Below are 23949 nucleotides of genomic sequence, written 5' to 3'. Positions count from 1 at the left end.
GGAATAACAACTTCTTGTTTTTGCAAATCCTTTATCAATGATAGCGCCTCCGGTAATTGTTGCTTCAACTCAGCGTTCTCTTGCTTAAGGTTATCGTATTCCTTTCTCGATATGGTTATTGTCTTTTTGATATTTCAAAGAAACTGCTTAATATTTATTGGCTGTCTGTTATTGTCAAAAAATTATGCACAATTTATTGTTAATTTCGCTGCTGATTGGCAACTTATTTTTTAAACACCCTCACGGGCACATCTCCAGGTGATTGATCGGTTCCCACATCCCTGGGTTCGCAAAACCAGACCAGTTTGCCTTCGAGTGTTAATTCTTCTGGGCACTGTTCGGCATCGGGATGTGTTTCCATGAAACGCTGCAACATTTCTTCCTGCATTTGTCTCATAATTTCAGGATACGCTTCCGCAACGTTTTCCGATTCCTGCAGATCATTCTCCAAATCGTACAATCGGGGCACAATTCCTGACGATCCGTAGCCGGTGGCATACCCGATTCCCAAATCGCGGCTTCCGGTGGTGAACATGTATTTCCATTTTTTTGTAGTGACCATAGCCAAATTGTCCTGAAGGTATTCCGAAAAAGCAATTTCGCGGTGTTTGTCTGTTTCATTATTCAAAACAGGCAAGAAACTTTTCCCTTGTGATTCAGAAATTTGTTCTTCTCCCAGAATATCCAGAATTGTAGGCACCACGTCGATGTACTCCACCAGTGCTTCTTTTTGTACACTGCTTTCAAAAAGATTGCCCGCTTTCACAATCATCGGTTGCCGGATGGCTTCTTCCCACATGGTATGTTTTTCGAACCGTTTATGATCGTTGAGCAGGTAACCGTTGTCGCTTAGGTAAAGCACCAACGTATTTTCATCCATACCATTCTCTTTAACCGCATCGAGCACTATGCCGATATTTTTATCGAGGTACTCGGTAGAAGTGTAATACGCAGCAATTATTCCACGTTTTTCATCATCCGTAAGATTTTGAAATTTTGCAGGAATCCAGCGGTTGTCTTCCGGACTCCCTGTGGGTAGTGGCATATCGTCAGGATTATATTTCCCCGCATATTCCAACGGATAATAATAGGGATGGTGGGGTTCGAAGAAAGCCATCCACAGAAAAAAGGTTCTTCACCGCTTTCGTTGATGAAGTTGGCGGCCTGCCTTGCAAAATAGGTTCCCGAGCTGTATTCATCGTAAACCGCGTGCGGCAGGTTTTTACTGTTCATCCAGGTGGCCACGTCTTCAGTTGAAATTTCATCGCGGTTGTAAGTTTGAATTTCTGCGGGGAGTTCGGGCTGCGGATTTTCTATCAGCCACTCGCGGTATTCACCATTTTCTATCATCACATCAAAACCATGGTCGGGTAATCCGTTTTTATAAAGCGGTGCCCACGCCCAGTTATTAAAGTGCGTTTTTCCAATCAATCCGGTTCTGTAGCCCCGCTCGCGCAAATGCTCGGCAATGGTAATATTTCCTTCATCCGGGAAAGGAATAAAAAAAAGGTTTACCCCAGTAGCGTGCGGATATTTTCCTGTAAGCATCGATTGCCGCGAAGCGCTGCAAATGGGAGCGTTGCACAACTGTGAGTACCGGGTGAAGAGAATCAATCTGCTTAATTATCCCGGCAATTTCGTTCACGGCATCTCACACTTTTAGGTTATAATCCAGATCACCCGGAATGTAGTCCAGTTCATTGCCAATAGCGATCATATACTCCATAAGGACTGGCTTTCCCATTGGTCTTATCTATAAAATCATATACGTTAACCTCTATCGGATTTTTTGTCGGTGTCCATTCTTGTCCGTTGTTTTTATATTCTCCTACAAGCTCCTTTTTTTGCAATCAACGGAAATTACAGGATCGTTGCTCTCTGCAAACTCTTTTGCAATCCTATTGATGTGTTCAAATTGTGCGTCTCTATCAGGAGAATCTCCACCTTCTTTGGTTTTTTTGTTTGCCTGAAGGCTATATCCCAACTCAATAAGACATTGCCGTACTACCTCATGTGAAACTTTATATCCCAGAACAAGCAACTCGGCAGTTATCTTTCTTATGCTTTTACTTGTCCATATCAATAGGTTCATCGGATTGCCCATCCTATTTGGAAAAACTATGTCCTCTATTGCTTGTAGTATCCCAGGTTGATGTTCAATGGTTTTTTTTCTCCCGCCCCCTGCTTTCCGAATGCGGGTGTGAGGGGTATTGTCTTCTTTCAGCAACGATTCAGTTTCACCTTTTGCTATCGTCTTGTGACAGAAGACAGAGGAAAACTCATTTAGCAATTACTCAAACACCACATAATGGTAGGTACCATCAATGGATATTTTAAGCAGTACATTGTCCGTTGAAGTGATGTTCACATTCGGTGTGAATGAAACTGTTATGGTTGCGCTTTTGTTGCCGGAAGTTACATCTGTAAAAATATTTTGAATAAGGCCAATAATTTCGTTGGTCGATTGCTGAACATCAGCGGCAAATTCGTTCGGTCCCTGCGGGTCTGTACTGCAGTCTCCCAAATTAACAGCCTGGCGAGCTCCAACTTTGATGGTGAAATTTTCCAGTACAACTGCCACTGTGTCGGCGGGCGGTTCAAGCTGATTCAACCCCGATATTTCAAGATAGCTGCTGGCCAGCTGCATTTCTGCGTTTTTGAAATCTTTTGCAGGTTCAGTTCCAATTATATCAGACAATCTAAGCGCATCTAAAGTGAGTTCACCTTTTACTCCTGCTGAACCTCTCAGGTTTTGGCTGTAAGTATAAGTTTTGTTTATCTGCCGGGGGGTACCTTCATCTTCTTCTTTACAGGAAGGAACCAGTATTGCGGCTGTTAAAAGCAGTACCAATAAATTTAATGTTTTCATGTTTTCTTTTTGTTAATTGATTTTTGCTTTACATATAACGATAAATCTGCTAAAAAGTTTTGTATTGTAATCATTTGCTTGCCTCTGTGGGTGCAGTATTATAATAACAAAATCAGGCGGCGTTACTTTATCCTATGACCTGGATCATACCCGCCCACATAAAGTGAATGGGAAAAAGATTAATTCAGCATTTGTTGAATTTAATAAAAAAATGACCAAAATATTAAACAATGGTTATATTGACTTACCGGAAAAGTTTAAACTTCTTGAAGGAAATGCAAAACAATTGCCATTGGCAGACCGCTCGGCCGACTTAATTGTTACCTCACCTCCTTATGCCAATAATGCAATGGATTATATGCGGGCACATAAATTCTCGCTTATATGGTTTGAACATGCAATAAATGAATTCCAAATAATGCTGATAAATACAGTAAAATAAGTGTTAAACTTGCGAAAGAAATTGTCAAACAAATTCATTAAAGCTTTCAGGCCAAACTGCCGGAAAGTCATTTGAAAAGCTAACATTAGCCTATCTGGAAAAGGTTTTTTCTGAAATAAACCATTTAAGATCTGGCAGATACGAGTTTTTTATTGCTGAACCTTATCCACAACGTATAGCATCCTTAGCTTTAGGAACAGGAGATATTGATTGTGTATCATTTTGCATTAAGAGAATTAATAATTGCCGCGGAGATTATTAACAATGAACCTGTTTCCGAAATTATGAAAACCCTGGTAAAAGGAAAACGCTTGCGTGACATAAGTGATTTGCCATTTGATTTGGCAATTTAGTTTTTAAAATCAATAAATTCCGATTCCCCCGCTGGCGCAAATTTGTAATTTGAGCCACTTTGCCAACTATTCACTGCCTCCTGCCAACTTCTTCACCCTCCCCAATTTTCCCGGTCCAAACTCCGGTAGTGAATGGCTTCGGAAAGATGATGCGCCTGCACATTTTCTTCAGCCTCGAGGTCGGCAATGGTGCGGGCCACTTTTAAAATGCGGTCGTAAGCGCGGGCAGAGAGGCCCAGTTTGTCCATGGCATTTTTGATGAGCTCGTTGCCGGCTTCGTCCAGTTGCACGTATTTTCGGATGAGTTTCGAGTTCATTTGCGCGTTGGCATAAATGCCTACGTGTTCTTCAAACCGGGTTTCCTGAATTTTCCGGGCTTTCATTACCCGCTCACGAACGTTTTCGCTGGTTTCAGAAGACTCCGCCTCGGCCAGTTTTTTAAACGGCACCGGCACCACTTCCAGGTGGATGTCGATACGGTCGAGCAGCGGGCCGGATATTTTATTGAGGTATTTTTGCACCACGCCCGGACCGCAAACGCACTCTTTGGTGGGGTGGTTGTAATACCCGCACGGACAGGGGTTCATGGAGGCCACCAGCATAAAACTGCTGGGATATTCCACGGAAAATTTAGCGCGAGAAATGGTAATCAGCCGGTCTTCCAGCGGTTGACGCATCACTTCAAGTACAGTTCGTTTAAATTCGGGTAGTTCGTCGAGGAACAACACCCCATTGTGTGCCAGCGAAATTTCGCCCGGTTGCGGGTAGTTTCCGCCCCCGACGAGGGCAACATCAGAAATTGTATGGTGCGGCGATCGGAACGGCCGCCGGGTCATAAGCGAAGTGTCTTTTCCTATTTTCCCGGCTACCGAATGGATTTTGGTAGTTTCAAGCGCCTCTTTCAAAGTAAATGGTGGCAGAATGGTGGGAATCCGTTTGGCCAGCATGGTTTTTCCCGAGCCGGGCGGACCGATGAGAATAATATTGTGCCCGCCGGCGGCAGCAATTTCAAGCGCGCGTTTCACGTTTTCCTGGCCTTTCACATCCGAAAAATCGAGCGGGTTGTTGTTCATGCGGGCATAAAACTCGGCGCGGGTGTCCACAATGGTTTGTTCAATGTTGTTTTCGCCATTCAAAAAATCTATCACTTCCCGGATATTTTCAGCGCCAAAAACTTTTAGTTTATCCACCACTGCGGCTTCGCGTGCATTTTGTTTGGGCAGGATGAACCCTTCGAACCCTTCCTTGCGCGCATTGATGGCGATGGGTAAAACGCCTTTTATGGGTTGCAGCGTGCCGTCGAGCGAAAGTTCGCCCATCAAAATATATTTGTCCAGTTTATCGGCACTGATTTGATCTGATGCAGCCAGAATTGCGGCTGCCAGTGGTAAATCGTATGCGGAACCTTCTTTGCGGATATCGGCCGGTGCCATGTTGATGATGATTTTGTATTTGGGCCATTTGAATCCGTTCAGCCGCAAGGCCGACTCAATTCGCTGCTGGCTCTCTTTCACGGCACTGTCGGGCAGGCCAACCAGCATAAATTTAATACCTTTTGTAACATCAACCTCAATAGTTATGGTTGAGGCATCGATTCCGAAAACTGCGCTTCCATAAGTTTTTACTAACATGGACCAGGGTTTCTAAAGTTCAATTAGCTAAATGTAAGAATTTTATGTCAAAAAGGGAAATAAACCGTGATTTAAGGGGATTTTAAAGAAAACTACCTAATTTTTAATTCGATGAATTTGCGCGAATTTGTCGGGTTGATTCGATGAATTCACGTTAATTTGTCGAGTTCGTTCGATGAATTCACGTTTTTTTAGTCAATTATTGTTATATTTGTGTTAGAAAATTCATTAAAAATGATACCAAGGTATATTGGCAAAAATATCATTCAGCGACTAACACATTCAGAAAAAATTGTAATACTCTACGGTGCAAGGCAGGTAGGAAAAACAACATTGATAAAAACGATTCTGAAAAACGGATTTGGGAAAATACTGGAAATTAATGCCGATCAGCTAAAATACAGGGATATTTTATCGAGTACGGACCTGACTCAAATTAAGCGACTTGTTTCGGGCTACGATTTACTTTTTATCGATGAGGCACAGCAGGTTCCGAACATTGGATTAAATTTGAAAATAATAAAAGACAATATTCCTGAACTAAAAATCATTGCTACAGGCTCTTCTTCATTTGAACTGGCCAATAAAATTAGCGAACCGCTTACCGGACGAAAATGGACTTTTATATTATTCCCCTTATCTCTGCTTGAATTTTCCGAATTAAAAAATCCATTTGAACTGGATGCAGAACTTCCTGATTTTCTTACATTCGGAATGTATCCTGAAGTTTTTAGTTACGAAAACAGATTGGATAAAATGGATTACCTGAAGGAAATAATCGAATCGTTTCTTTATAAAGATTTGCTTACTCTCAGCCAGATTAAAAATTCAGGGAAAATTTACGAGCTGCTGCAACTGCTTGCTTTCCAGATTGGTTTTCCGGTTTCTTACAGCGAACTGGGAAGAAAACTGGGGTTAAGTACCGATACTGTTATTTCTTATATCGACCTGCTCGAAAAAGTGTTTGTTATTTACCGGCTGCCTGGGTTTAGCCGGAACCTGCGAAAAGAAATCACCAAGAATAAAAAAATATATTTTTACGATACCGGAATAAGAAATGCAGTTATCGAGGATTTTTCGTTGCCGGATAAACGCCCCGATATTGGCGCGCTGTGGGAGAATTTTATAATTTCAGAAAGAATAAAAAGGAATAACTACAAGAGAGCACATGCCAAATCCTATTTTTGGCGGACTTATACCGGGGCAGAATTAGATTACATTGAAGAATCATCTGGTACACTTTCCGGTTATGAAATAAAATGGAAAAAGAAGAAATCAAAAGTTCCCAGGTCGTGGATTGAAAATTATGAGAACGCTGATTTTGAAGTTATAAATTCAGAAAATTACCAGGATTTTATTCTCTGATTTTTCAGAAAAGTTGCTTTCTTTTTACCATGTAGGCCAGCAGCACCTCTTTAAAATCTTTGTTGATGTCGGCTTCGGCAAGGTCGATTTGGTATTGTCCGCACTTCACTTTCAGATCGTTAAAATACGATTGCACCGATGAAACGTACCGGTTTTTCACTTCCCATGGATTTAATTTTATGGCCTGGCCTGTTTCGAGGTCAATAAATTTGTGCGGGCGGTTGCTGAAATCAAATTCGCGTTCCTGCCTGTGGTCGGTCACATGAAAAAGGATAACCTCGTGCTTGTTGTAGCGCAGGTGCTGCAGGGCCGAGAAGAGTTCGTCGGTTTCGCTGTTGTCAATCATATCGCTGAAAAGGACCACCAGCGAACGTTTGTGGATATTTTCAGCAATTTGGTGGAGTACTTTGGTGGTGTTGGTGTTTTTGCGCATGTGGGCGTTTTCGGGTTTAATCAGTTCCGAAAGTTTTCCGTACATCAATTCGGCATTTACCGACGAGAGCCGAGGTGCCGTGTGAAATTCAATTTCATCAGAAAAAAGTGTAAGCCCGGTTGCATCGCGCTGTTTGCGCAGCAGGTAAATGAGAGCTGCCGCAGTGTAAACCGAAAATGCCAGCTTGTTTTGCAGGTGTTTTTTCCCTTTGTGGTAGGGGAACAGCATGGAAGAAGAGGTGTCGATAACCAACTGGCAGCGCAGGTTGGTTTCTTCTTCGTATTGTTTCACAAAAAGCTTGTCGGTGCGGGCAAACAGTTTCCAGTCGATGTGTTTGGTCGATTCGCCCTGGTTGTAAAGCCGTTGTTCGGCAAATTCTACCGAAAAACCGTGAAACGGGCTGCGGTGCAACCCGGTTATGAAACCTTCCACTACCTCGCGGGCAATCAATCCGAGGTTATCGAACTGATGAAATTGTTCTATGTCGAAAATATTTTTCATCTCATTAAAAATAAAACTTTCAATGGAATTCGCCAAATTATAAGAACCTAGCCCGATAAGGAAAAGCGGATATGGCTCATTTCACAGCAGCGAAATTAACAAAAGCACCGGACAGCAAAAACTATCCGGTGCACTATTTCTTTAGCAATGCACTCTAATTAAAGCAATGCGTCGAGCTTGTCAGTAAAAACATTTTTGGGTGCTGCACCCACTTGTTTGTCGGCCACTTCGCCATTTTTCACAAAAAGCGTGGTGGGAATGTTGCGGATTCCGTATTTCATTGCCACTTCAGGATTTGAATCCACGTCCACTTTCCCGATAATTGCTTTCCCTTCGTATTCTTCAGCCATCTCTTCAACAATAGGGGCAATCATACGGCAAGGGCCACACCAAACTGCCCAGAAATCGAGCATTACGGGTTTGTCGGATTTTAAGACCAATTCTTCGAAATTGGCATCAGTTATTTCTTTCGCCATAATTTTTTTATTTTAATGTGAATATTCTTTTGTTTTACACAAATTTAATTAATTCTGTATCCAATATCTTCTTTAGCTTCAAAAAAGCGAACAAATTCATTGGACAAAAATATCCGGTTACTACGCGAAAACAGGTTAATGAACATGTTGCTTTCCGGATCGTAAACATTAAATTTTAACAACGCTTTGCCCTTATTGTTTTGGGCCAGTTTTTCAATTTCGCCCACTATCGATTCGTTGATTTTACCGAGCGGAATATTTATGGTTACGCTTTTCACGTAATTTTTGCGCGCCTCCGAAAGCAGCTCAATCTGGGTCGCTTTAAATTCGTACGACTCGCTGTTGAAGCGTTGTTTAACGGTGCCTTTTACCAAAATGAAAAGCCCGGTTTTACAGAATTTGTGAAAGTTGACATAATCCTGACCAAAAAAGAAGAATTCATAGGTATCGGTATAATCAGAAAGTGTGAGTGTGCTGAATGGATTTCCGTTTTTGGAAGTGGCTTCGCGGGCGGCCACTACCATTCCGCCAAATGTAAAATCGCGACCTTTGTATTCGTCGATATCGTTTTTCAGGTCTTTCAATGCCACATCGCGTGAGCAGAAGTTTTCAATTTCAATTTTGTAATCGTCAAGCGGATGCGCAGTAAGGTAGATACCAATAAGGTTTTTCTCTTTTTCGAGCAAAACCAGTTGCGGCCATTCATCCACTTCGGGAATAGCTGGCTTTTTCACCACAGAACTGCTTCCCGCATCGCCAAACAAACTTTGCTGCATGCTTTGGTTTTCGGTTTGAATTTTGTTTCCGTAGCGAATTAGTTTTTCAATAAATGTGGTGCTGTCGTTCTCATTTTCGCCGGCAAAGAAACTGCTCCGTTTCAGCCCTTTCAAACTATCGAAAGCACCTGCCATTGCCAGTGCTTCCATATTTTTTTTGTTTACGGTTTGCAGGTTTACATTCTCAACAAAATCGTAAATGGTTTCAAACTTACCGCTGCTGTTGCGGGCTTCGATTACGTCTTTTGCCGCATTGGAGCCCACACCTTTTATGGCGGCCATTCCAAAACGTATGTCGCCGTTTTTGTTAGATGTGAACTTGATGAAACTTTCATTTACATCGGGCCCCAGAACGTGCATTCCCATACGCCTGCATTCGGTCATCAGTTTGGTGATATCCGTAATGTTGTTGAGGTTGCGGCTCATGTTGGCAGCCATAAATTCACCCGGGTAGTGTGCTTTGAGGTAGCCGGTTTGGTAGGCAATGTAAGCGTAACAAACCGAGTGTGATTTATTGAAAGCATAAGATGCAAAAGCTTCCCAGTCTTTCCAAATTTTTTCGATTACCGTTTCGGGCTTTTTTCCAACGAGTTTACATTCGTCCAAAAATTTGTAGTTGGCCATGCACCCTTTTTCAAACTTCTCTTTCATTTTTTCCATGAGAGAAGTAATTTTTTTACCCATTGCCTTGCGGAGGGTGTCCGAATCGCCGCCCGAAAAATTGGCAAGCAGGCGGGACAGTAACATCACCTGTTCCTGGAATACGGTAATCCCGTAAGTTTCGCTCAGGTAGGTTTCCATCATGGGCAGGTCGTACTCCACTTTTTGGCGGCCGTGTTTTCGTGCAATGTAGCTCGGAATATATTCCATTGGGCCTGGGCGGTAGAGGGCGTTCATGGCCACCAGGTCTTCAAACCGGTTGGGTTTGAGGTCGCGGAGGTGTTTTTTCATCCCGTCGGATTCAAACTGGAAAATGGCCGTTGTTTCGCCATGGCTAAATAGTTCGAACGTTTTTTCATCGTCCCACGGAATGTTGTCAATATCAACTTCTAATCCTTTTGAAAATTTGATATTATCGAGTGTTTCCTTTATAATCGAAAGGGTTTTCAATCCCAGGAAATCCATTTTCAGCAACCCGATGTCTTCCACAAAACGGCCGTCGTATTGCGTGGTTGGCAGCGTTTCGCCGTCTTTGGTAGGCATTAGCGGAATGTGGTCGGTAAGCGGGTCGCGGCTGATAAGTACGCCACAGGCATGCACTCCGGTTTGCCTGACCGAACCTTCGAGCGTCTCGGCAAATTTTATGGTTTTGGCAATTAGCGGGTTATCGGAATCTTTTTCTTTTTTAAGTTCCGGATTTTCTTTGAATGCCTTGGTGAAAGTCATTTTGGGGGCATCGGGAACGAGTTTTGCCAGCCGGTCGGCTTCGGGAAGCGGGAGTTTCAGCACACGGGCTACATCTCGGATGGCCATTTTGGTGGCCATGGTGCCGAAAGTGCAGATATGCGCCACTTTATCGTGGCCGTATTTTTTTGTCACATAGTCGAGAACTTTCTCGCGGCCATCGTCGTCAAAGTCGATGTCCACATCGGGCAGTGAAATCCGGTCGGGGTTCAGGAAACGCTCAAAGAGCAAATCGTATTTAATGGGGTCGATGTTGGTAATTCCGGTGCAGTAGGAGACGGCAGCTCCGGCAGCCGAACCACGTCCTGGACCAACCAGGACACCCATTTCGCGGGCAGCATTTATAAAGTCCTGAACAATAAGGAAATATCCCGGGAATCCCATCTGTTTGATAGTGTTCAGTTCAAAATCGAGCCGTTTTACAACATTTTCGGGCACGGGCGAACCGTATCTTTCTTCAGCACCTTTAAAAGTAAGATGGCACAGGTAGGCTGCTTCCCTTTTTACACGGATCACTTTTTCGTAACCGCCCATCCGGATGAAATCTTTTTCGCCTAATTCTTCAATTAGTTTTGATTCCGGATATTCTCTTTTGAAGTCCTCCTCGGTTCCAAACTCTTCAGGAATGGGGAAGTATGGCATAATTGGATCGGAATCCAGTTCATAATCTTCAATTTTATTTACTATTTCCGCGGTGTTCGACAACGCTTCCGGCACGTCAGCAAACAGTTCGTTCATCTCTTCCTGGGTTTTAAACCATTCCTGTTTGGTGTAACGCATCCGCGACGGATCGTCAATGTCTTTCCCGGTGTTCAGGCAAATAAGCAGGTCGTGGGCATCGGCATCTTCGGCATTGGTAAAATGCACATCGTTGGTTGCAATTACTTTGATGTCGTGTTTTGTGGCCAGTTTCAGCAATGTTTCATTAACCAGCACCTGTTTGTCGTACACATTCTCGCGCTGTTCGGGCATTTCGGAAGGATGCCTCATGAGCTCGAGATAGAAATCGCTGCCAAATAAATTTTTGTACCACAGGATTGCATTTTCTGCATCTTCCACGTGGTTATTCATTATTGCTGTAGAAATTTCGCCACCGAGGCAGGCTGAAGAAACAATCAAACCCTCGCGGTGTTTTTCGAGCAGTTTTTTGTCGATTCGGGGTTTGTAGTAAAAACCGTCGATGTAGGCTACTGAAATAAGTTTTACCAGGTTTCTGTACCCCTGTTTATTTTTGGCCAGCAAAATCAGGTGGTCGCCATAGCGGTCCTCTTTGTTTGTTTTGTCGGTCAGCGAGCGCCGGGCAACATAGGTTTCGCAACCGAGAATGGGTTTCAGTCCTGCATTTTTACATTTTGAATGAAATTCTTTTATACCAAACATGGTGCCGTGGTCGGTTAATGCCAGGGCGCTCATGCCATCTTTTTTTGCCTTGTTTACCAAATCGGAAACACTGGCAGCACCATCTAAAATTGAATATTGTGAGTGTACGTGTAAATGTGAAAACGGAACCATTTTATGCCTTTTTTTTAAATTTTACCTGCCCATAAGGAAGCATAAAGTTACTATTTTTGAAGGCCGGAATTTCAATTGTTGAAAAAAAATGAAACAAAAAACCCGGTAAAAAAACCGGGCTTTTCAGAAAAAAGATTATTGTCTTATTTTATTTCCTGTGCAATTTTTTGGCTCAACTCCGTAAACTCTTCTTCAGTCATTTTCACTTTCTGAGAAAAGTTTAAAACATCGGCTTCGCTTTTCATGGGGATAAGATGAATGTGCGCGTGTGGCACTTCGAGCCCCAGGACCAGCATTCCAACTTTAATGCACGGGACTACTTTTTTTAGCCCGGCAGCAACTTTTTTTGCAAAAAGCTGCAATCCTGAATAAAGTTCATCTTCAAGATCGAAGAGGTCGTCAACTTCTTTTTTGGGAATTACCAGCGTGTGGCCTTTGGCAACGGGTGAAATGTCCAGGAAGGCAAGGAATTTTTCATCCTCCGCTATCTTGTAAGCCGGAATTTCGCCATTTACGATTTTTGTGAAAATGCTTGCCATAATTTTTTAAATTGAGATTTCTACAATTTCAAATGGAATAATACCCGAAGGCACTTTAATTTCAACTTCGTCGCCCACCTTTTTGCCCATTAATCCTTTGGCAATCGGGGTAGTTACTGAAATTTTTCCTTCTTTCAGGTTGGCTTCACTTTCAGGAACAATGGTATATTTCATTGTGGCATTGTTCTTTTTGTTTTTGATTTTGATGGTATTCAGAATCTGAACATGTGTAGTGTCGATTTTCGATTCATCGAGAATACGTGCATTGGCGATTTTCGACTGCAATTCAGCAATTTTGGCCTCGAGCATACCCTGGGCATCTTTGGCGGCATCGTATTCAGCGTTTTCTGAAATATCACCTTTCTCGATGGCTTCACCAATTTGCTTTGAAATAGCCGGTCGTTCAACGTTTGTTAGCCGATCCAGCTCTTTTTTCAGCTTGTCAAGTCCTTTTTGTGTCAAATATGTTACTGTCGACATTTTTAATTCCTCCTCATTTATAATTGAGCTATAAAAAAACAGAAAGAATTCCAGATCTCCCGGAACTCTTCCTTTTGCAAAAATAGTTAATTTCCGCAATATTAAAAATAACTTCTATTAAAAATATTAAAAATGAACGATTTATGGCAACCTAAGTGTATTTGCGGTTTAATATTTCGCTGTAAATTACGGCTTTCCTTAGCGAAAATCTGTTTTTTAATTTCGACTTCCGTTGGTTTTTAGCTTCCTTGTTTTCGGTTAGGTCAGTAGAATAAATGGATGATTTTTTGGGGGCTGGCTGAACGTTTTGAACCGGTTCAGTTTTTTCATCTGCGGTGTTCTGTTGTGGTTGCCGGTAGGCTTGTTCCGGCTGGGCTTCAATATTTGACTCACGGGGCCTCGGCGATTCTCCTTCCAGAAAATCCCAAAAACTGTCATGCTCTTCGGCTTGCGGTTGCGGCACCGGCTGTTTGGCTTGCTGTGCTTTCTTTTTTTTCGACTGCCCGAAAATACCGGCAGCAGCAAAAATCAATGTTAAAATAATAACTAATAAATCATCCATATTCTTTGTATTTTTGCAGCAATAAATTGTTTTCTTGAAAGTTTTAGTAAAAATAAGAAAAATGAAGCAGCTGATCCTGAAAAGCAGAAAGTATTTTGTGGTTTTCCTCTTGCTGATGCTTTTTTCAGTTGCCTGTGAAAAGCCTCAAAACACTCCTGTTCCAAATGTACAGGTATCATTCACCATTAATTTGAATATCGTGAACGAACTGACTGTTCCAACAAATTCAGTTTATTTTCCTAATGTTGGTTATGGTGGCATAATTGTGTATTGCGAGCTGCCGGGTTCGTATTATGCTTTTGATGCCACGTGTACCTATGAAGTAAGCCGTGGCTGCATTGTTAAAAACGAGGGAGTGCTGGCCGAATGCCCGTGTTGCGAATCGCAGTTTATTTTAATCAGTGGTGCGTATCCTTCGCGCGGGCCTGCTGAAATGCCGCTGAAACAGTATAATGTTTCGGTGGTTAATGATTTTACGCTTCGGGTGTATAATTAAAAACGGGATCCTGCAAAGAACCCCGTTTTGAATTTTTCATCCTTCTATATTAATACCTGTAATGGTCAGGTTTGAAAGGACCTTCTTTGGAAACTCCAAGATATTTGGCCTGTTCGTCGGTCATTTTTGTGAGTTTCACGCCCAGTTGCTCGAGGTGCAGGCGTGCCACTTCCTCGTCGAGTTTTTTAGGCAGGCGGTACACATCAATTTCATAGTCGTTTTGCCACAAATCAATTTGCGCCAGCGACTGGTTGGTAAATGAATTACTCATTACAAACGACGGGTGGCCGGTTGCGCAACCCAGGTTTACAAGGCGGCCTTCGGCGAGCAGATAAATACTGTGTCCGTCTTCGTAGGTAAATTTATCAACCTGAGGTTTGATGTTCAGTTTTTTAATACCGGGCCATTTTTCCAGTTTGGCTACCTGTATTTCGTTATCGAAGTGCCCGATGTTACAGACAATCGCCTGATCTTTCATATTGGCCATGTGCTCGGCGGTAATTACATCTTTGTTCCCGGTTGTGGTAACAAAAATATTTCCTTCGTCGAGGGCATCTTCCATTGTTTTCACTTCAAAGCCTTCCATGGCGGCCTGCAGTGCGCAAATCGGGTCAATTTCGGTAACTATTACACGTGCGCCGTAGCCTTTCATCGACTTGGCGCAACCTTTGCCCACATCGCCGTAACCGGCTACAACCACAACTTTCCCGGCAATCATTACATCAGTAGCGCGTTTTATGCCATCGGCGAGTGATTCACGACATCCGTAAAGGTTATCGAATTTAGATTTGGTAACCGAGTCGTTCACATTAATGGCCGGGAAGAGCAGTTTGCCTTCCTCTTTCATTTGGTAGAGACGGTGAACGCCGGTTGTGGTTTCTTCAGAAACGCCTTTCATATCTTTTGTGGCTTTGTGCCAGCGGTCAGGTGTTTCTTTCAGAATTCGTTTCAGTATTTTGTTGAGTTCAGCTTCGTCTTCCCCTTCTGCCGGCTGGTCGAGTAATGAAGCGTTTTCCTCTGCCTGGTAGCCGCGGTGGACTATCAGGGTGGCATCGCCGCCGTCGTCAACAATCAGGTGGGGGCCTTTCCCGTCGCCAAAATCAAGGGCGTTTTCAGTACACCACCAGTACTCTTCGAGTGTTTCGCCTTTCCAGGCAAAAACCGGGATGCCGGACTCTGCAATAGCGGCTGCGGCATGGTCTTGTGTGGAAAAAATATTACAACTTGCCCAGCGCACTTCTGCACCCAGCTCGGCAAGTGTTTCAATTAAAACTGCAGTTTGCACGGTCATGTGTAAACTGCCCATTACGCGGGCCCCTTTGAGGGGTTTTGAAGGGCCAAACTTTTTACGGATTGACATCAGGCCGGGCATTTCTTTTTCGGCGATATCAATTTCTTTACGCCCAAATTCTGCCAGCCCGATATCTGCAACTTTGTATTTCAATTTTTCGTTTACTGCAACACTCATTTTTTTTATTAATTTTTCGATTAAAACGGTGCAAAGTTAACAAATTCCAGTTGATTAATGTTTTGCTGCCAATCGGGTTAAAACCGCTTCCTGTTCAAATCTTTTTTTAAATTTGTCATAATACGTTATTTTAAATGATTAAATGCCTCAAAAATACTGATTTTCGGTGGCCTTAAAAACCACCGAACGCCAGTGAAGTTAAGTTCAACAGACAATATAATGCAAAACGGATAATTATTATAACAAGTTATGAAAATGGTTTGAGATTTGAGGTCCGAGTTAAAATTTTCTATTCAAAGAAACCGAGGCTCCATTCGTCCATCCATTCCAGGTAAGGCATTCCGTTTTCTTTAAACTGAACGGGCAGCCAAACATATCTTCCGTTGATGGCATTTTGCGGTCGCCAGCGATCGGCCATAAAAATGAAGGCATCCTCTTTGCCCTGAACCGGAAAAATAAAAGTGCTCTGCGAATCGAATGTTATGTCAGCATCTTCGCCCACACAAGGATTTTCAACATATTGCCAGTCGCCCATTACGGCATCGGACACCAGCAGGCGCGCGGCATTGGGATCCCAGCCGGTACAGCCGGAGGTAATCATGTAATATTTTCCGTCGTGAATAAGCATTCCTCCACCATGAGCATTGATGTGAACGCCGTTGTTGTCGGGCCATATTTCGCCCGGGTTTATGGTTTGCGCCTGGCTTTTAAACGAAAAGAACAGGAACAAAACAGCTGCTGTGAGGAAAAATGGAGTCTTTCTTCATGCTTTTAAAATCATTTACGGTTTCCATGGCCAGTTTACACAATCTTTTATTTCGGGAAAAAGCACAAAATCGGCTTTCCCTTTCATGGCAAGGGTTTTCACATTCAATCCTTTCAGCTGGAGGAGCGCGGTTTGCATGGTTTTTCCTGAAACCGACACATCATCTACCAGCAGAATGCGCTTGCCCTGCAGGTCACCGCCGGGTTTTTCCAGCACTTTGGGTTCGTTGTAGCGGGGGTTGTTTTTTTCGTCGCGGTAGTTCAGCACCATTACCCTGAGCTCGGCGTTGAGGTGAAAAGCCACCACACTGGCCGGCACAATTCCCCCCGAACCAATTCCAATGACCAGATCGGTTTCGGGCAACTCGGTTTGTTTCAGTCGTTCAGAAATTTCGCGAAATGAAAGCGGTACCATAATTCAATTTTTAAGGAACAATAATTTATTTCAATACAAGAATAGCAGAAATCGGCGTTTTTTGCAAAAAATGGAATTACTCTTCATACACAGGAATTTCAATATAAAAAGTAGTACCATTGCCGTGTTGGGTTTCAAACCAGATTTTTCCTGAAAAATTCTCCACAATATTTTTCACAATTGACAGCCCCAGGCCCATGCCGCTGGTTTTTGTGGTGAAGCTGGGACTAAACAGTTTGTCGCGTACTTCCGGTGAAATGCCTTCGCCATTGTCGGATATAGCAATCACTGCCATGTGTTCGCGCCGGCTGAGGTTAATTGTAATTTTCCCCTCCCGGTCTTCAGGAATAGCCTGAATGCTGTTTTTCACCAGGTTGATAATAGCCCGCGAGAGCTGTTCCCTGTCGGCGTTTACTTTCACATAATCGAGGCCGTTGGTATTAAAATCGATGGTTACCCGGTTGTGGGTTTCAAAAAGATCGAGCACTTTTTGCAGCTGCTCGCCCAGTTTAAAAATCTGGTTGCGTGCATTGGGAATTTTGGCGAAGTTGGAAAACTCGGTGGCGATATTCGAGAGGTTTTCAATTTGCTCAATCAGGGTCGATGTCACCCTTTCAATGTATTCGTTATACTCTTTCCCCTCGCCTTTGGCCCGCTGCAGGTGCTGAATGTTCAGCTTCATGGGGGTGAGCGGGTTTTTAATTTCGTGGGCAATTTGTTTGGCCATTTCGCGCCATGCCGACTCGCGCTCCGAGCGGGCAAGCAATTCGGCGCTTACGGCCAGCTCCTCTACTTTTTTGTTGTACTCTTTTACCAGGCTGCCAATTTCGTCGTTTCGCTTGTAAAAAATGGGTTCGTTCCGTTTTCCCAACTGCATTTTTTTCAGGTTTTCCTGAATCAGCACCAGCGGGTGGGTAATTTGATTGGCAATAAAAATAGCCACAATAACACTTGCCAGCAACAGCAACACATACAGGTTAATGAAAGCCACAATTATTGTGGAAAGCTCCTGGCTGTATTTATCCTGCTTCACAAAATAGGGCAGGTTAATAACCCCGAGGTAACTACCCCTGTTATTGATAATGGGTTTGTAGGCCGACAAGTAAGACATTTCCCCAATTTGCTCGGGCTGGAAATAACTAATCTGGAAATTGTTCAGGATTTCGTGATAGGCCCGCGCATTGATGCGGTCGGAAACCAGCCCCCGCTCGAAAATTTCGGGGCGTGAGGAGGCGACCAGGTTCCCGTTGGTCCCGTAAACATTAATATCCGTACGGAAAATATTCGAAAGTTTGGACAGTTCGCGCTGCAGCCAGTCAGCCAAATCGTACGATATTTCATCAACATCTTCCAGCCGCATGTCAATTTCCTCGGAAATTGAAATCATTTTTTCATTCAGGTCGTTCTGATGTTTTTCCTTGTATCCTTTTACATTGTACCAGATGGTTCCTGTGGCTACCACCAGCAATGAAACAAAAACAATGGAAATAATGGAAGCCTGTATTCTGAACTTAAGGTCGAAAGTAACCGGGCGTTTTCGCAACGATGGGTTGATGACAAAAAGAAGGATTAAAACCGAAAGGAAATAAAACACAAACAGGTAGGGGAACGAAATAAGGTAATCAACTACCGTAAACAACTCGCGCGAAACAATTACGTAGTTGTAATCGCGGGTGTGGTAAATGAGGTGTTCCATGCCGTCCCAGCGGTTGAACTCAAATTCTTTATCGCTTGTAATGTAGGAATTTACATAGAAATTATAATTGTAGTCTCCGTGTTTATCGGTAAGCTCGCCGCCAAAATACTTGGCATAGTCAAACTTTTTATAATTGTCAGGTTTGGTCATCGATTTGTCGATGAGCAGTTCAGGAAAGCCAATCCCCTCGAAAAGCAAATCGGAATTCAATTCAATAAAAATGGAAATTCCGCGTTTTTCGGATGTAAGCGGATAATGGAGCCAACCCGTGTATGAAATACGGCCGTTCATATTATCCATGAAATAAAAACTGGTGCCCGGAATTTTCACGCCCTGCGTTTCAATCATATTTTCAAAGAAGTCAACACAGAGGGCAGTGCGGTTTTCCGGTTCAATATCGAGGCTGTCGGTACCCGAACACACAAAAAAGCGAACTTCGTATTTTCTGAAATAGGTGTTAAAATATTGTTCTTCAATGTATTCTATCAATCCGTCATCTTCAATCAACAGATTTGGAATATTCGGATCGGTATTAATTTTTTCCTGAATTTCGGTGAGAAAAACCTCGGCGGCAGGGTCGCGTTCGGCCACCAGCGTAACGGCCATCAGTTTCTGGTCTCCGCGCTGTTTTTCTGAAATGGAAGTATAAAAAACCACCAGCGAATAAAGCGAAGCCGCCGAAATAAAAATTATCAGGTAACTGAGTGTGAAATTTTGCAGGTAGTTTTTGCTGAACAGCGAGGCCAGCACCGAAGCTACAACAAAAAGGGACAGTGCAGCAACTGCTATGTGGCCAACCGAAATGAATTGTACCACCGCCAAAAACAATGCAATTAAAATAACAATCCCGGCCAGTTCGCCCAACTTAAAATCGTTACGGGAGCATTCCACAATTTTTATGGTAAAATAAAACCCGGCCAGCAAGAACATTCCTACCGAAAAAATACCCCACACACTTTGAATTGTAATACTGGTTATCTGATTGAGCGAAAAAGAGATAGTGGAATTAAAAATGAGCTCGCGGATGAGAAAATGAATTAAAAGGTAAATGCTGCCTGAAAACAAAAACAGCAACACCGCAATTACTTTTCGTGGCAAAAAGGAACTTTTATTTATTTCGTCGATATCGAGGTGCTGCCCAAAATGGTATATCCAGAACAGGAAAAAGAGCGCCAGCAAAAAGTAATCGCCGAGCGACGGGAGCCAGCTGTTAAGGGCAAAAACCGAAGGGCTGAAAAAGTCGAGATGAAAGAAAACACTGGGAATTTTAAAAATGAGGTGTAGCCAGTAAACCAGAAAAAGTGCAATGGCCAGTGCAAACAATTTGATAAAATAGGGAGCATCTGATTCAATAAACTCACGCCTCAAATATACCATTAAAATCAACAATCCAATAAAATAAATTATTGCCGGGAAATAGAGCTGGTGGGTTGTACACAAATAGTTTCCCCGCGGTTCCAGGGTAAAAAGGTAGTTGCCATTGTTGCTGTGTACAGCATATTCGTCGTCGCTTTCTCCTTCGGCAATCAGATAATCATCGGGTATATCGTAACCTTCAAAAAAATTTTTTTTCAGGTAGTTGTTTTCATAGGTATAACTGCTTTTTATGAGGTGAAACCCATAAATATGAAAATCGTTAGTTTCCCTTTTTTCGGCGAAATAATGCCCATTCGGCAATTTTACCAGGCCTTCGTTTTGTGGCAGTTTTTCTTCATCATCAAAAAATGAGATGGAACGGTTCGACCAGTAGATTAGTTCGCCATCCTGGTAAACTAAAAAGCCGAAACCATTCTCCCGGAGCATTTTGCTGTTTGCTGTGATATAATTATAAAAACCGGATTCCATGTCGCCTTCAGACATTGCCGAGACAATTTCACCTGTGCATTCAGACAATTTTTCCTCGTACCCCCACAATTGTTCCCTGAAATCTTCAACAAGGTGAATTTCAGGATGCTTTTTCAGCAATCCGTTTTCAATGATTGCCGCAACCACAAACAAGCTGATGGCAAAAATGAGAAAAGTGTATTTATTTACTTTTTGCAACACGTTAATCGTGATGATATGGTTCGCCTTTTAAAATTGTAAATGCCCTGTAAATCTGCTCAACACACAAAAGTCGCGCCAACTGATGTGAAAAAGTCATACGCGACAACGAAATTTTTGAACTGGCTTTTTGGTAAACGGCATCAGAAAATCCGTAGGGCCCGCCAATTACAAATACCAGCTCTTTCAGGCCGCTAAGCATTTTCTTTTTCAAAAACCCGGCAAACTCCCTTGACGAATAATTTTTACCCTTTTCGTCGAACAAATGAAACTCTTTTGACGGGGTCCATTGCGCAAGAATTTTTTCTCCCTCCATTTCTTTTTGTTGCTCCGGGGTGGTTTTCCTGGTTTTTTTAATATCGGGAATCACTACAATATTGAAATCAACATAATGCTTTAAACGACTGGAATACTGCTTAATACCTTCCTTCATAAATTGTTTGTCGGTTTTTCCCACTACCAATAAAGTCACTTTCATCCGGCCAAATGAATTTTAATTTTTTAAATTTACAACTAAAATAAAGGGTTCAACTTGTTTTTGCATAGTTTTTGCTACTAATTTGGCGCTAAATATTTGAAATTAAAAAAGTATGCCATCAATAAAAAAAATTGTAATTATGGTTTTCCTGTTTTCAGGAATTCTTTTAAGCGCAATTACTGCCGGAGCGCAGGTTCCCCAGGAAATTATAAAAAGCCTGAAAACCGGTAATTCAAAAGTGTTGTCGGAATATTTCAACCAAAATGTTGAACTTGTAGTGCTTGAAAACGACAATGTTTACAGTAAAGCCCAGACCCAACAAATTGTAGGTAATTTTTTTAGTGCCAATTCGCCAATAAACTTTACAGTTTCACATGAATTAGGAAGAGAAGATTCCAAATCGGTTATCGGTAACCTTTCAACCAAAAGCGGGACTTTCAGGGTTTATTTTCTGCTGAAACAGAGCGACGGAAAAGATTATATTCACCAACTCAGAATTGAAAAACTGGAAGAGACTGATGAATAAGGTTTTATTAAGCCGCAGAAAATTCAGGATAATCAGGGACAAACTGATTGAACGGGCAGAAAAGGTTTCTCTGCCTTTTTTTGATGGAGTACCGCTCTACGATGTCGCGTTGTTTTTCTGGAGGAGTATTGTTAACGGCTCCATTACCACAAGGGCATCGGCCATTGCATTTTCCTTTTTTATCGCCTTTTTCCCGGGGGTGCTGTTTTTATTCACACTCATCCCGTATATTCCCATCGATAATTTTCAGGACGAGCTTTTTCGTCTTATCCGGGAACTGTTGCCGGAAGGGACTTTTGTGGTTGTGGAGGATACTATTGCCGATATTTTAAAGAACCCGAGAGGGGGATTGCTGTCCCTGGGTTTTTTCATGGCCCTTATTTTTTCCACCAACGGCTTGGCTTCCATGATGAGTGCCTTCGATGCTACGGTGCACAGTATTCACCGGCGGTCGTGGCTGAGCCAGCGCATTGCAGCCATCTTTCTTTTGGGTATTCTCTCGGTGTTGCTCACCCTGGCTGTTTCATTGCTTATCGGCGGCGAAATAGCTGTGAATTACCTGAAAGAAAACGATATTTTGCGCGATAGCATTACCCTTTTCTTCCTCAATTTTGGCAGGTGGGTAATTATTGTCCTGCTGCTATTCTTTGCCAATTCCTTTTTATATTACATGGCACCAGCCAAAAAAACAAAATGGCGTTTTATTTCGGCAGGCAGTACGCTGTCAACTATTTTAAGTGTAATTGCCTTAAGCGCATTTACCTTTTATATAAATAATTTTAGCCAATACAACAAGCTGTACGGTTCTATCGGAACCCTGCTGATAATTCTTTTTCTGATGTATATTATGTCGTTGATTCTCCTGATAGGGTTTGAACTGAATGCCAGCATTTACCAGGCCCGAACCGAAAAGGAAAATTGATGCTGGCTCAAATTTTTTTTATTTCCCCTGTTTAAAAAGTATCTCTTTTTCTTTTTTGGAAAGGCTTTCGTACCCCGATTTGGCAATTTTATCCAAAATCCGGTTAATTTCTTCCTGCTTGATATTCTGCTGGCGATTGTATTCATAATCGTCGCGCGGTGGTTGCTTATAAGTAACCCGCATGTTATTTTTGGGTTTGAACCAATCCTGCCTTTTTATAAACCAACCTTCCATTCTGTTGAGAAGTGTTACGACTCCGGAGCCCCGGTCTTTTCCGCGGCGCAGTTGGTAAATATAAAACCAGCCCCAGGCAGCACCGCCAAGGTGGGCCAGGTTCCCGCCCGGGTTGGATGCCGAAATGCCAATTATGGAAAGAAGCACATAAAATGCTGCAATGTATTTCAGCGGGAAACGCCCGATAAAAAACAGGTGGATTTCGCGCTGCGGGTCATAAACAGCAATAGCCACCAAAATAGCCAGTACCGAGCCCGATGCCCCAAGCAAAATAGCTCTTGTCGATTCGAATACCGGGAAAACATTATAGGCCACCACGTAAAACAGCGCCCCGCTGATTCCTCCCAGCAGGTAAACACTCAGCAGTTTATCGCCTTCAAAATGATAGAGAAAAAGTTTGCCGAACCAGTACAATCCCAGGATATTAAAAAGAAGGTGCAAAAACCCCGCATGCATAAACATGTAGCTAACGGGAGTCCAGGGCCTGCGTGCCAGCATATCTAAATCGGACGGTACCGAGAGCCATTCTACCAGCACCTGCGGCTGGCCTGCAAAGTAGAAAAACAAGCCAATGATTTTCACCACCAGAAAAACCCCGAGGTTAATGTAAATTAACCGGGTTAATACAGAACCTTCTTTAAATGTACGTTTTATGTCGGCTGCAATATCCATTTTCTACAAATTCCAAATAGCAAAATTCAACTCCAAAACACAAGTGGGTTCGGTTTTCAAAAAATAAACCGGGTTAGTAAAAACGGTTGGAAGTTTTGTTCCAGTATTTCAAAAGAATGTAACCAAACAACATGCCACCGAGGTGTGCAAAGTGTGCCACGTTACTTCCGGGCTGCGAAAACCCGAGGTAGAGTTCAATTAATCCGTACCCGATAACAAAATATTTGGCTTTAATAGGAATGGGCGGGAAAAGCAGCATCAGCTGGGTATTGGGGAACAGCACACCAAATGCGAGCAACACGCCAAACACGGCACCCGATGCCCCAATGGTGGGAATATCCATTTTCATTTGCAGGATCCGTTGCATCAACTGCTGGCCTTCAGCGGCATAAGCCGAATTTGTTGGCTCGTCGTACCAGGTGTTCACAAAATCGCGTACCTGCACCGATGCATTCGATAAGTGTTTATTCACAAACTGATCGAGAATTTCGGGCGACGGGGTATTCCTGAACGCTTCGATGGTATTTTGCATTGATGAAATTTCAAGGTAATTCACAAACATGTGCAGCGCCACCGCGCCCAGTCCGGTTACGAAATAATAAATGAGAAACCTGCGCGAACCCCAGATGCTTTCCAGCACGCGGCCAAACATCCAAAGTGCAAACATGTTGAAAAAGAGGTGGGCAATTCCGCCATGCATAAACATGTGCGTAACAATCTGGTGCATCATAAACTTATCGGAACCGGGGTAGTGCATTCCTAAATAGTTTACCAAATCAATTCCGGTTGCCTGCAAAACCCAGGTGGCCAGCAATAAAATTACATTAATGATAATCAGGTTTTTTACTACCGGCGGAATATTACTCATTACAGGTCGATAATTCATATCAA

20 protein-coding genes and 3 pseudogenes are annotated in these 23949 nt (G+C 42.8%); 6 read left to right on the top strand and 17 right to left on the bottom strand.

Annotated elements, in window-relative coordinates:
- Window positions 1–223 precede the first annotated feature (223 nt).
- The 3 genes and pseudogenes from ACTCNA_RS08350 to ACTCNA_RS08340 all read right to left on the bottom strand — a co-directional run bounded on the left by ACTCNA_RS08350 (window position 224) and on the right by ACTCNA_RS08340 (window position 2869).
- Window positions 224–1587: pseudogene (locus tag ACTCNA_RS08350) on the bottom strand (sulfatase family protein).
- Window positions 1588–1697: 110 nt separating this feature from the next.
- Window positions 1698–2092, bottom strand: a pseudogene (locus ACTCNA_RS08345) (ISAzo13-like element transposase-related protein).
- A gap of 198 nt (window positions 2093–2290) precedes the next feature.
- Window positions 2291–2869 carry a hypothetical protein gene (locus ACTCNA_RS08340; protein ID WP_462947447.1) on the bottom strand — a complete coding sequence of 193 codons (579 nt, stop codon included), beginning with the start codon at window positions 2867–2869 and terminating at the stop codon, window positions 2291–2293.
- Between the two features lie 211 nt (window positions 2870–3080).
- Between ACTCNA_RS08340 and ACTCNA_RS08335 the strand changes: the two genes are divergently transcribed.
- Both ACTCNA_RS08335 and ACTCNA_RS08330 read left to right on the top strand, forming a co-directional pair.
- Window positions 3081–3311: a hypothetical protein gene (locus ACTCNA_RS08335; RefSeq protein WP_462947446.1), complete on the top strand. Its 231-nt coding sequence runs from the start codon at window positions 3081–3083 to the stop codon at window positions 3309–3311.
- A 40-nt stretch (window positions 3312–3351) separates the two neighbouring features.
- A pseudogene (locus ACTCNA_RS08330) lies at window positions 3352–3664 on the top strand (NgoMIV family type II restriction endonuclease); the annotation flags it as partial.
- Between the two features lie 92 nt (window positions 3665–3756).
- Here ACTCNA_RS08330 and ACTCNA_RS08325 read toward each other — a convergent pair.
- Window positions 3757–5295: a YifB family Mg chelatase-like AAA ATPase gene (locus ACTCNA_RS08325; RefSeq protein ID WP_462947445.1), complete on the bottom strand. Its 1539-nt coding sequence runs from the start codon at window positions 5293–5295 to the stop codon at window positions 3757–3759.
- A gap of 234 nt (window positions 5296–5529) precedes the next feature.
- Between ACTCNA_RS08325 and ACTCNA_RS08320 the strand changes: the two genes are divergently transcribed.
- Window positions 5530–6660 (top strand): ATP-binding protein, encoded by a 1131-nt coding sequence (locus ACTCNA_RS08320; RefSeq protein WP_462947444.1) that lies wholly within the window; start codon window positions 5530–5532, stop codon window positions 6658–6660.
- A gap of 4 nt (window positions 6661–6664) precedes the next feature.
- Here the strand turns inward: ACTCNA_RS08320 and ACTCNA_RS08315 are convergent, their stop codons facing one another.
- The 6 genes from ACTCNA_RS08315 to ACTCNA_RS08290 all read right to left on the bottom strand — a co-directional run bounded on the left by ACTCNA_RS08315 (window position 6665) and on the right by ACTCNA_RS08290 (window position 13343).
- The gene (locus ACTCNA_RS08315) at window positions 6665–7594 is read right to left on the bottom strand and encodes a DUF58 domain-containing protein (protein ID WP_462947443.1); all 930 of its coding nucleotides are present in this window, start codon (window positions 7592–7594) and stop codon (window positions 6665–6667) included.
- Between the two features lie 158 nt (window positions 7595–7752).
- Window positions 7753–8070, bottom strand: coding sequence for a thioredoxin (gene trxA, locus ACTCNA_RS08310; RefSeq protein WP_462947442.1), 318 nt, complete (start codon window positions 8068–8070; stop codon window positions 7753–7755).
- Between the two features lie 44 nt (window positions 8071–8114).
- Window positions 8115–11762 carry a DNA polymerase III subunit alpha gene (gene dnaE, locus ACTCNA_RS08305; RefSeq protein ID WP_462947441.1) on the bottom strand — a complete coding sequence of 1216 codons (3648 nt, stop codon included), beginning with the start codon at window positions 11760–11762 and terminating at the stop codon, window positions 8115–8117.
- Window positions 11763–11905: 143 nt separating this feature from the next.
- The gene (locus ACTCNA_RS08300) at window positions 11906–12301 is read right to left on the bottom strand and encodes an HIT family protein (protein WP_462947440.1); all 396 of its coding nucleotides are present in this window, start codon (window positions 12299–12301) and stop codon (window positions 11906–11908) included.
- A gap of 6 nt (window positions 12302–12307) precedes the next feature.
- Window positions 12308–12781 carry a transcription elongation factor GreA gene (gene greA / locus ACTCNA_RS08295; protein WP_462947439.1) on the bottom strand — a complete coding sequence of 158 codons (474 nt, stop codon included), beginning with the start codon at window positions 12779–12781 and terminating at the stop codon, window positions 12308–12310.
- Window positions 12782–12932: 151 nt separating this feature from the next.
- Window positions 12933–13343 carry a hypothetical protein gene (locus tag ACTCNA_RS08290; RefSeq protein WP_462947438.1) on the bottom strand — a complete coding sequence of 137 codons (411 nt, stop codon included), beginning with the start codon at window positions 13341–13343 and terminating at the stop codon, window positions 12933–12935.
- Window positions 13344–13404: 61 nt separating this feature from the next.
- On the opposite strand from ACTCNA_RS08290, the gene ACTCNA_RS08285 reads away from it, so the two are divergent.
- On the top strand, window positions 13405–13839 hold the full coding sequence (locus ACTCNA_RS08285; protein ID WP_462947437.1) for a Rieske (2Fe-2S) protein: 435 nt from the start codon (window positions 13405–13407) through the stop codon (window positions 13837–13839).
- A 49-nt stretch (window positions 13840–13888) separates the two neighbouring features.
- Here ACTCNA_RS08285 and ahcY read toward each other — a convergent pair whose 3' ends face one another.
- The 5 genes from ahcY to rlmH all read right to left on the bottom strand — a co-directional run bounded on the left by ahcY (window position 13889) and on the right by rlmH (window position 20704).
- Complete coding sequence (gene ahcY, locus ACTCNA_RS08280) at window positions 13889–15307, bottom strand: adenosylhomocysteinase (protein ID WP_462947436.1); 1419 nt, start codon at window positions 15305–15307, stop codon at window positions 13889–13891.
- Between the two features lie 289 nt (window positions 15308–15596).
- Entirely contained in the window at window positions 15597–16037 is a 441-nt protein-coding gene (locus ACTCNA_RS08275; protein WP_462947435.1) for a hypothetical protein, read from the bottom strand.
- A gap of 51 nt (window positions 16038–16088) precedes the next feature.
- The gene (locus ACTCNA_RS08270) at window positions 16089–16487 is read right to left on the bottom strand and encodes a phosphoribosyltransferase (protein WP_462947434.1); all 399 of its coding nucleotides are present in this window, start codon (window positions 16485–16487) and stop codon (window positions 16089–16091) included.
- Between the two features lie 76 nt (window positions 16488–16563).
- Complete coding sequence (locus ACTCNA_RS08265) at window positions 16564–20229, bottom strand: sensor histidine kinase (protein WP_462947433.1); 3666 nt, start codon at window positions 20227–20229, stop codon at window positions 16564–16566.
- A 1-nt stretch (window position 20230) separates the two neighbouring features.
- Window positions 20231–20704 (bottom strand): 23S rRNA (pseudouridine(1915)-N(3))-methyltransferase RlmH, encoded by a 474-nt coding sequence (rlmH, locus tag ACTCNA_RS08260; protein ID WP_462947432.1) that lies wholly within the window; start codon window positions 20702–20704, stop codon window positions 20231–20233.
- A 112-nt stretch (window positions 20705–20816) separates the two neighbouring features.
- Here rlmH and ACTCNA_RS08255 point away from each other — a divergent pair, with 112 nt between their 5' ends.
- Window positions 20817–21230: a DUF4783 domain-containing protein gene (locus ACTCNA_RS08255; protein WP_462947431.1), complete on the top strand. Its 414-nt coding sequence runs from the start codon at window positions 20817–20819 to the stop codon at window positions 21228–21230.
- Window positions 21223–22152 (top strand): YihY/virulence factor BrkB family protein, encoded by a 930-nt coding sequence (locus ACTCNA_RS08250; protein WP_462947430.1) that lies wholly within the window; start codon window positions 21223–21225, stop codon window positions 22150–22152. Before ACTCNA_RS08255 ends, ACTCNA_RS08250 begins: the two co-directional genes overlap by 8 nt.
- A gap of 18 nt (window positions 22153–22170) precedes the next feature.
- On the opposite strand, the gene ACTCNA_RS08245 is transcribed toward ACTCNA_RS08250, so the two are convergent.
- Together ACTCNA_RS08245 and ACTCNA_RS08240 are read right to left on the bottom strand one after the other, a co-directional pair.
- On the bottom strand, window positions 22171–23058 hold the full coding sequence (locus ACTCNA_RS08245) for a rhomboid family intramembrane serine protease (protein WP_462947429.1): 888 nt from the start codon (window positions 23056–23058) through the stop codon (window positions 22171–22173).
- Window positions 23059–23131: 73 nt separating this feature from the next.
- Window positions 23132–23944: a rhomboid family intramembrane serine protease gene (locus ACTCNA_RS08240; protein WP_462947428.1), complete on the bottom strand. Its 813-nt coding sequence runs from the start codon at window positions 23942–23944 to the stop codon at window positions 23132–23134.
- Between the last annotated feature and the right edge of the window lie 5 nt (window positions 23945–23949).

The sequence above is a fragment of the Tangfeifania sp. genome (assembly GCF_055108615.1).
Note: the sequence above shows the minus strand (reverse complement) of the source record. Positions and strands in the feature narration are given on the sequence as shown.

What these genes read in the sequence shown, in the direction of transcription:
- ACTCNA_RS08340 (WP_462947447.1), bottom strand. Translation starts at nt 2,869, where the DNA reads ATGAAAACATTAAATTTATTGGTACTGCTTTTAACAGCCGCAATACTG.
- ACTCNA_RS08335 (WP_462947446.1), top strand. Translation starts at nt 3,081, where the DNA reads ATGACCAAAATATTAAACAATGGTTATATTGACTTACCGGAAAAGTTT.
- ACTCNA_RS08325 (WP_462947445.1), bottom strand. Translation starts at nt 5,295, where the DNA reads ATGTTAGTAAAAACTTATGGAAGCGCAGTTTTCGGAATCGATGCCTCA.
- ACTCNA_RS08320 (WP_462947444.1), top strand. Translation starts at nt 5,530, where the DNA reads ATGATACCAAGGTATATTGGCAAAAATATCATTCAGCGACTAACACAT.
- ACTCNA_RS08315 (WP_462947443.1), bottom strand. Translation starts at nt 7,594, where the DNA reads ATGAAAAATATTTTCGACATAGAACAATTTCATCAGTTCGATAACCTC.
- trxA (WP_462947442.1), bottom strand. Translation starts at nt 8,070, where the DNA reads ATGGCGAAAGAAATAACTGATGCCAATTTCGAAGAATTGGTCTTAAAA.
- dnaE (WP_462947441.1), bottom strand. Translation starts at nt 11,762, where the DNA reads ATGGTTCCGTTTTCACATTTACACGTACACTCACAATATTCAATTTTA.
- ACTCNA_RS08300 (WP_462947440.1), bottom strand. Translation starts at nt 12,301, where the DNA reads ATGGCAAGCATTTTCACAAAAATCGTAAATGGCGAAATTCCGGCTTAC.
- greA (WP_462947439.1), bottom strand. Translation starts at nt 12,781, where the DNA reads ATGTCGACAGTAACATATTTGACACAAAAAGGACTTGACAAGCTGAAA.
- ACTCNA_RS08290 (WP_462947438.1), bottom strand. Translation starts at nt 13,343, where the DNA reads ATGGATGATTTATTAGTTATTATTTTAACATTGATTTTTGCTGCTGCC.
- ACTCNA_RS08285 (WP_462947437.1), top strand. Translation starts at nt 13,405, where the DNA reads ATGAAGCAGCTGATCCTGAAAAGCAGAAAGTATTTTGTGGTTTTCCTC.
- ahcY (WP_462947436.1), bottom strand. Translation starts at nt 15,307, where the DNA reads ATGAGTGTTGCAGTAAACGAAAAATTGAAATACAAAGTTGCAGATATC.
- ACTCNA_RS08270 (WP_462947434.1), bottom strand. Translation starts at nt 16,487, where the DNA reads ATGGTACCGCTTTCATTTCGCGAAATTTCTGAACGACTGAAACAAACC.
- rlmH (WP_462947432.1), bottom strand. Translation starts at nt 20,704, where the DNA reads ATGAAAGTGACTTTATTGGTAGTGGGAAAAACCGACAAACAATTTATG.
- ACTCNA_RS08255 (WP_462947431.1), top strand. Translation starts at nt 20,817, where the DNA reads ATGCCATCAATAAAAAAAATTGTAATTATGGTTTTCCTGTTTTCAGGA.
- ACTCNA_RS08250 (WP_462947430.1), top strand. Translation starts at nt 21,223, where the DNA reads ATGAATAAGGTTTTATTAAGCCGCAGAAAATTCAGGATAATCAGGGAC.
- ACTCNA_RS08245 (WP_462947429.1), bottom strand. Translation starts at nt 23,058, where the DNA reads ATGGATATTGCAGCCGACATAAAACGTACATTTAAAGAAGGTTCTGTA.
- ACTCNA_RS08240 (WP_462947428.1), bottom strand. Translation starts at nt 23,944, where the DNA reads ATGAATTATCGACCTGTAATGAGTAATATTCCGCCGGTAGTAAAAAAC.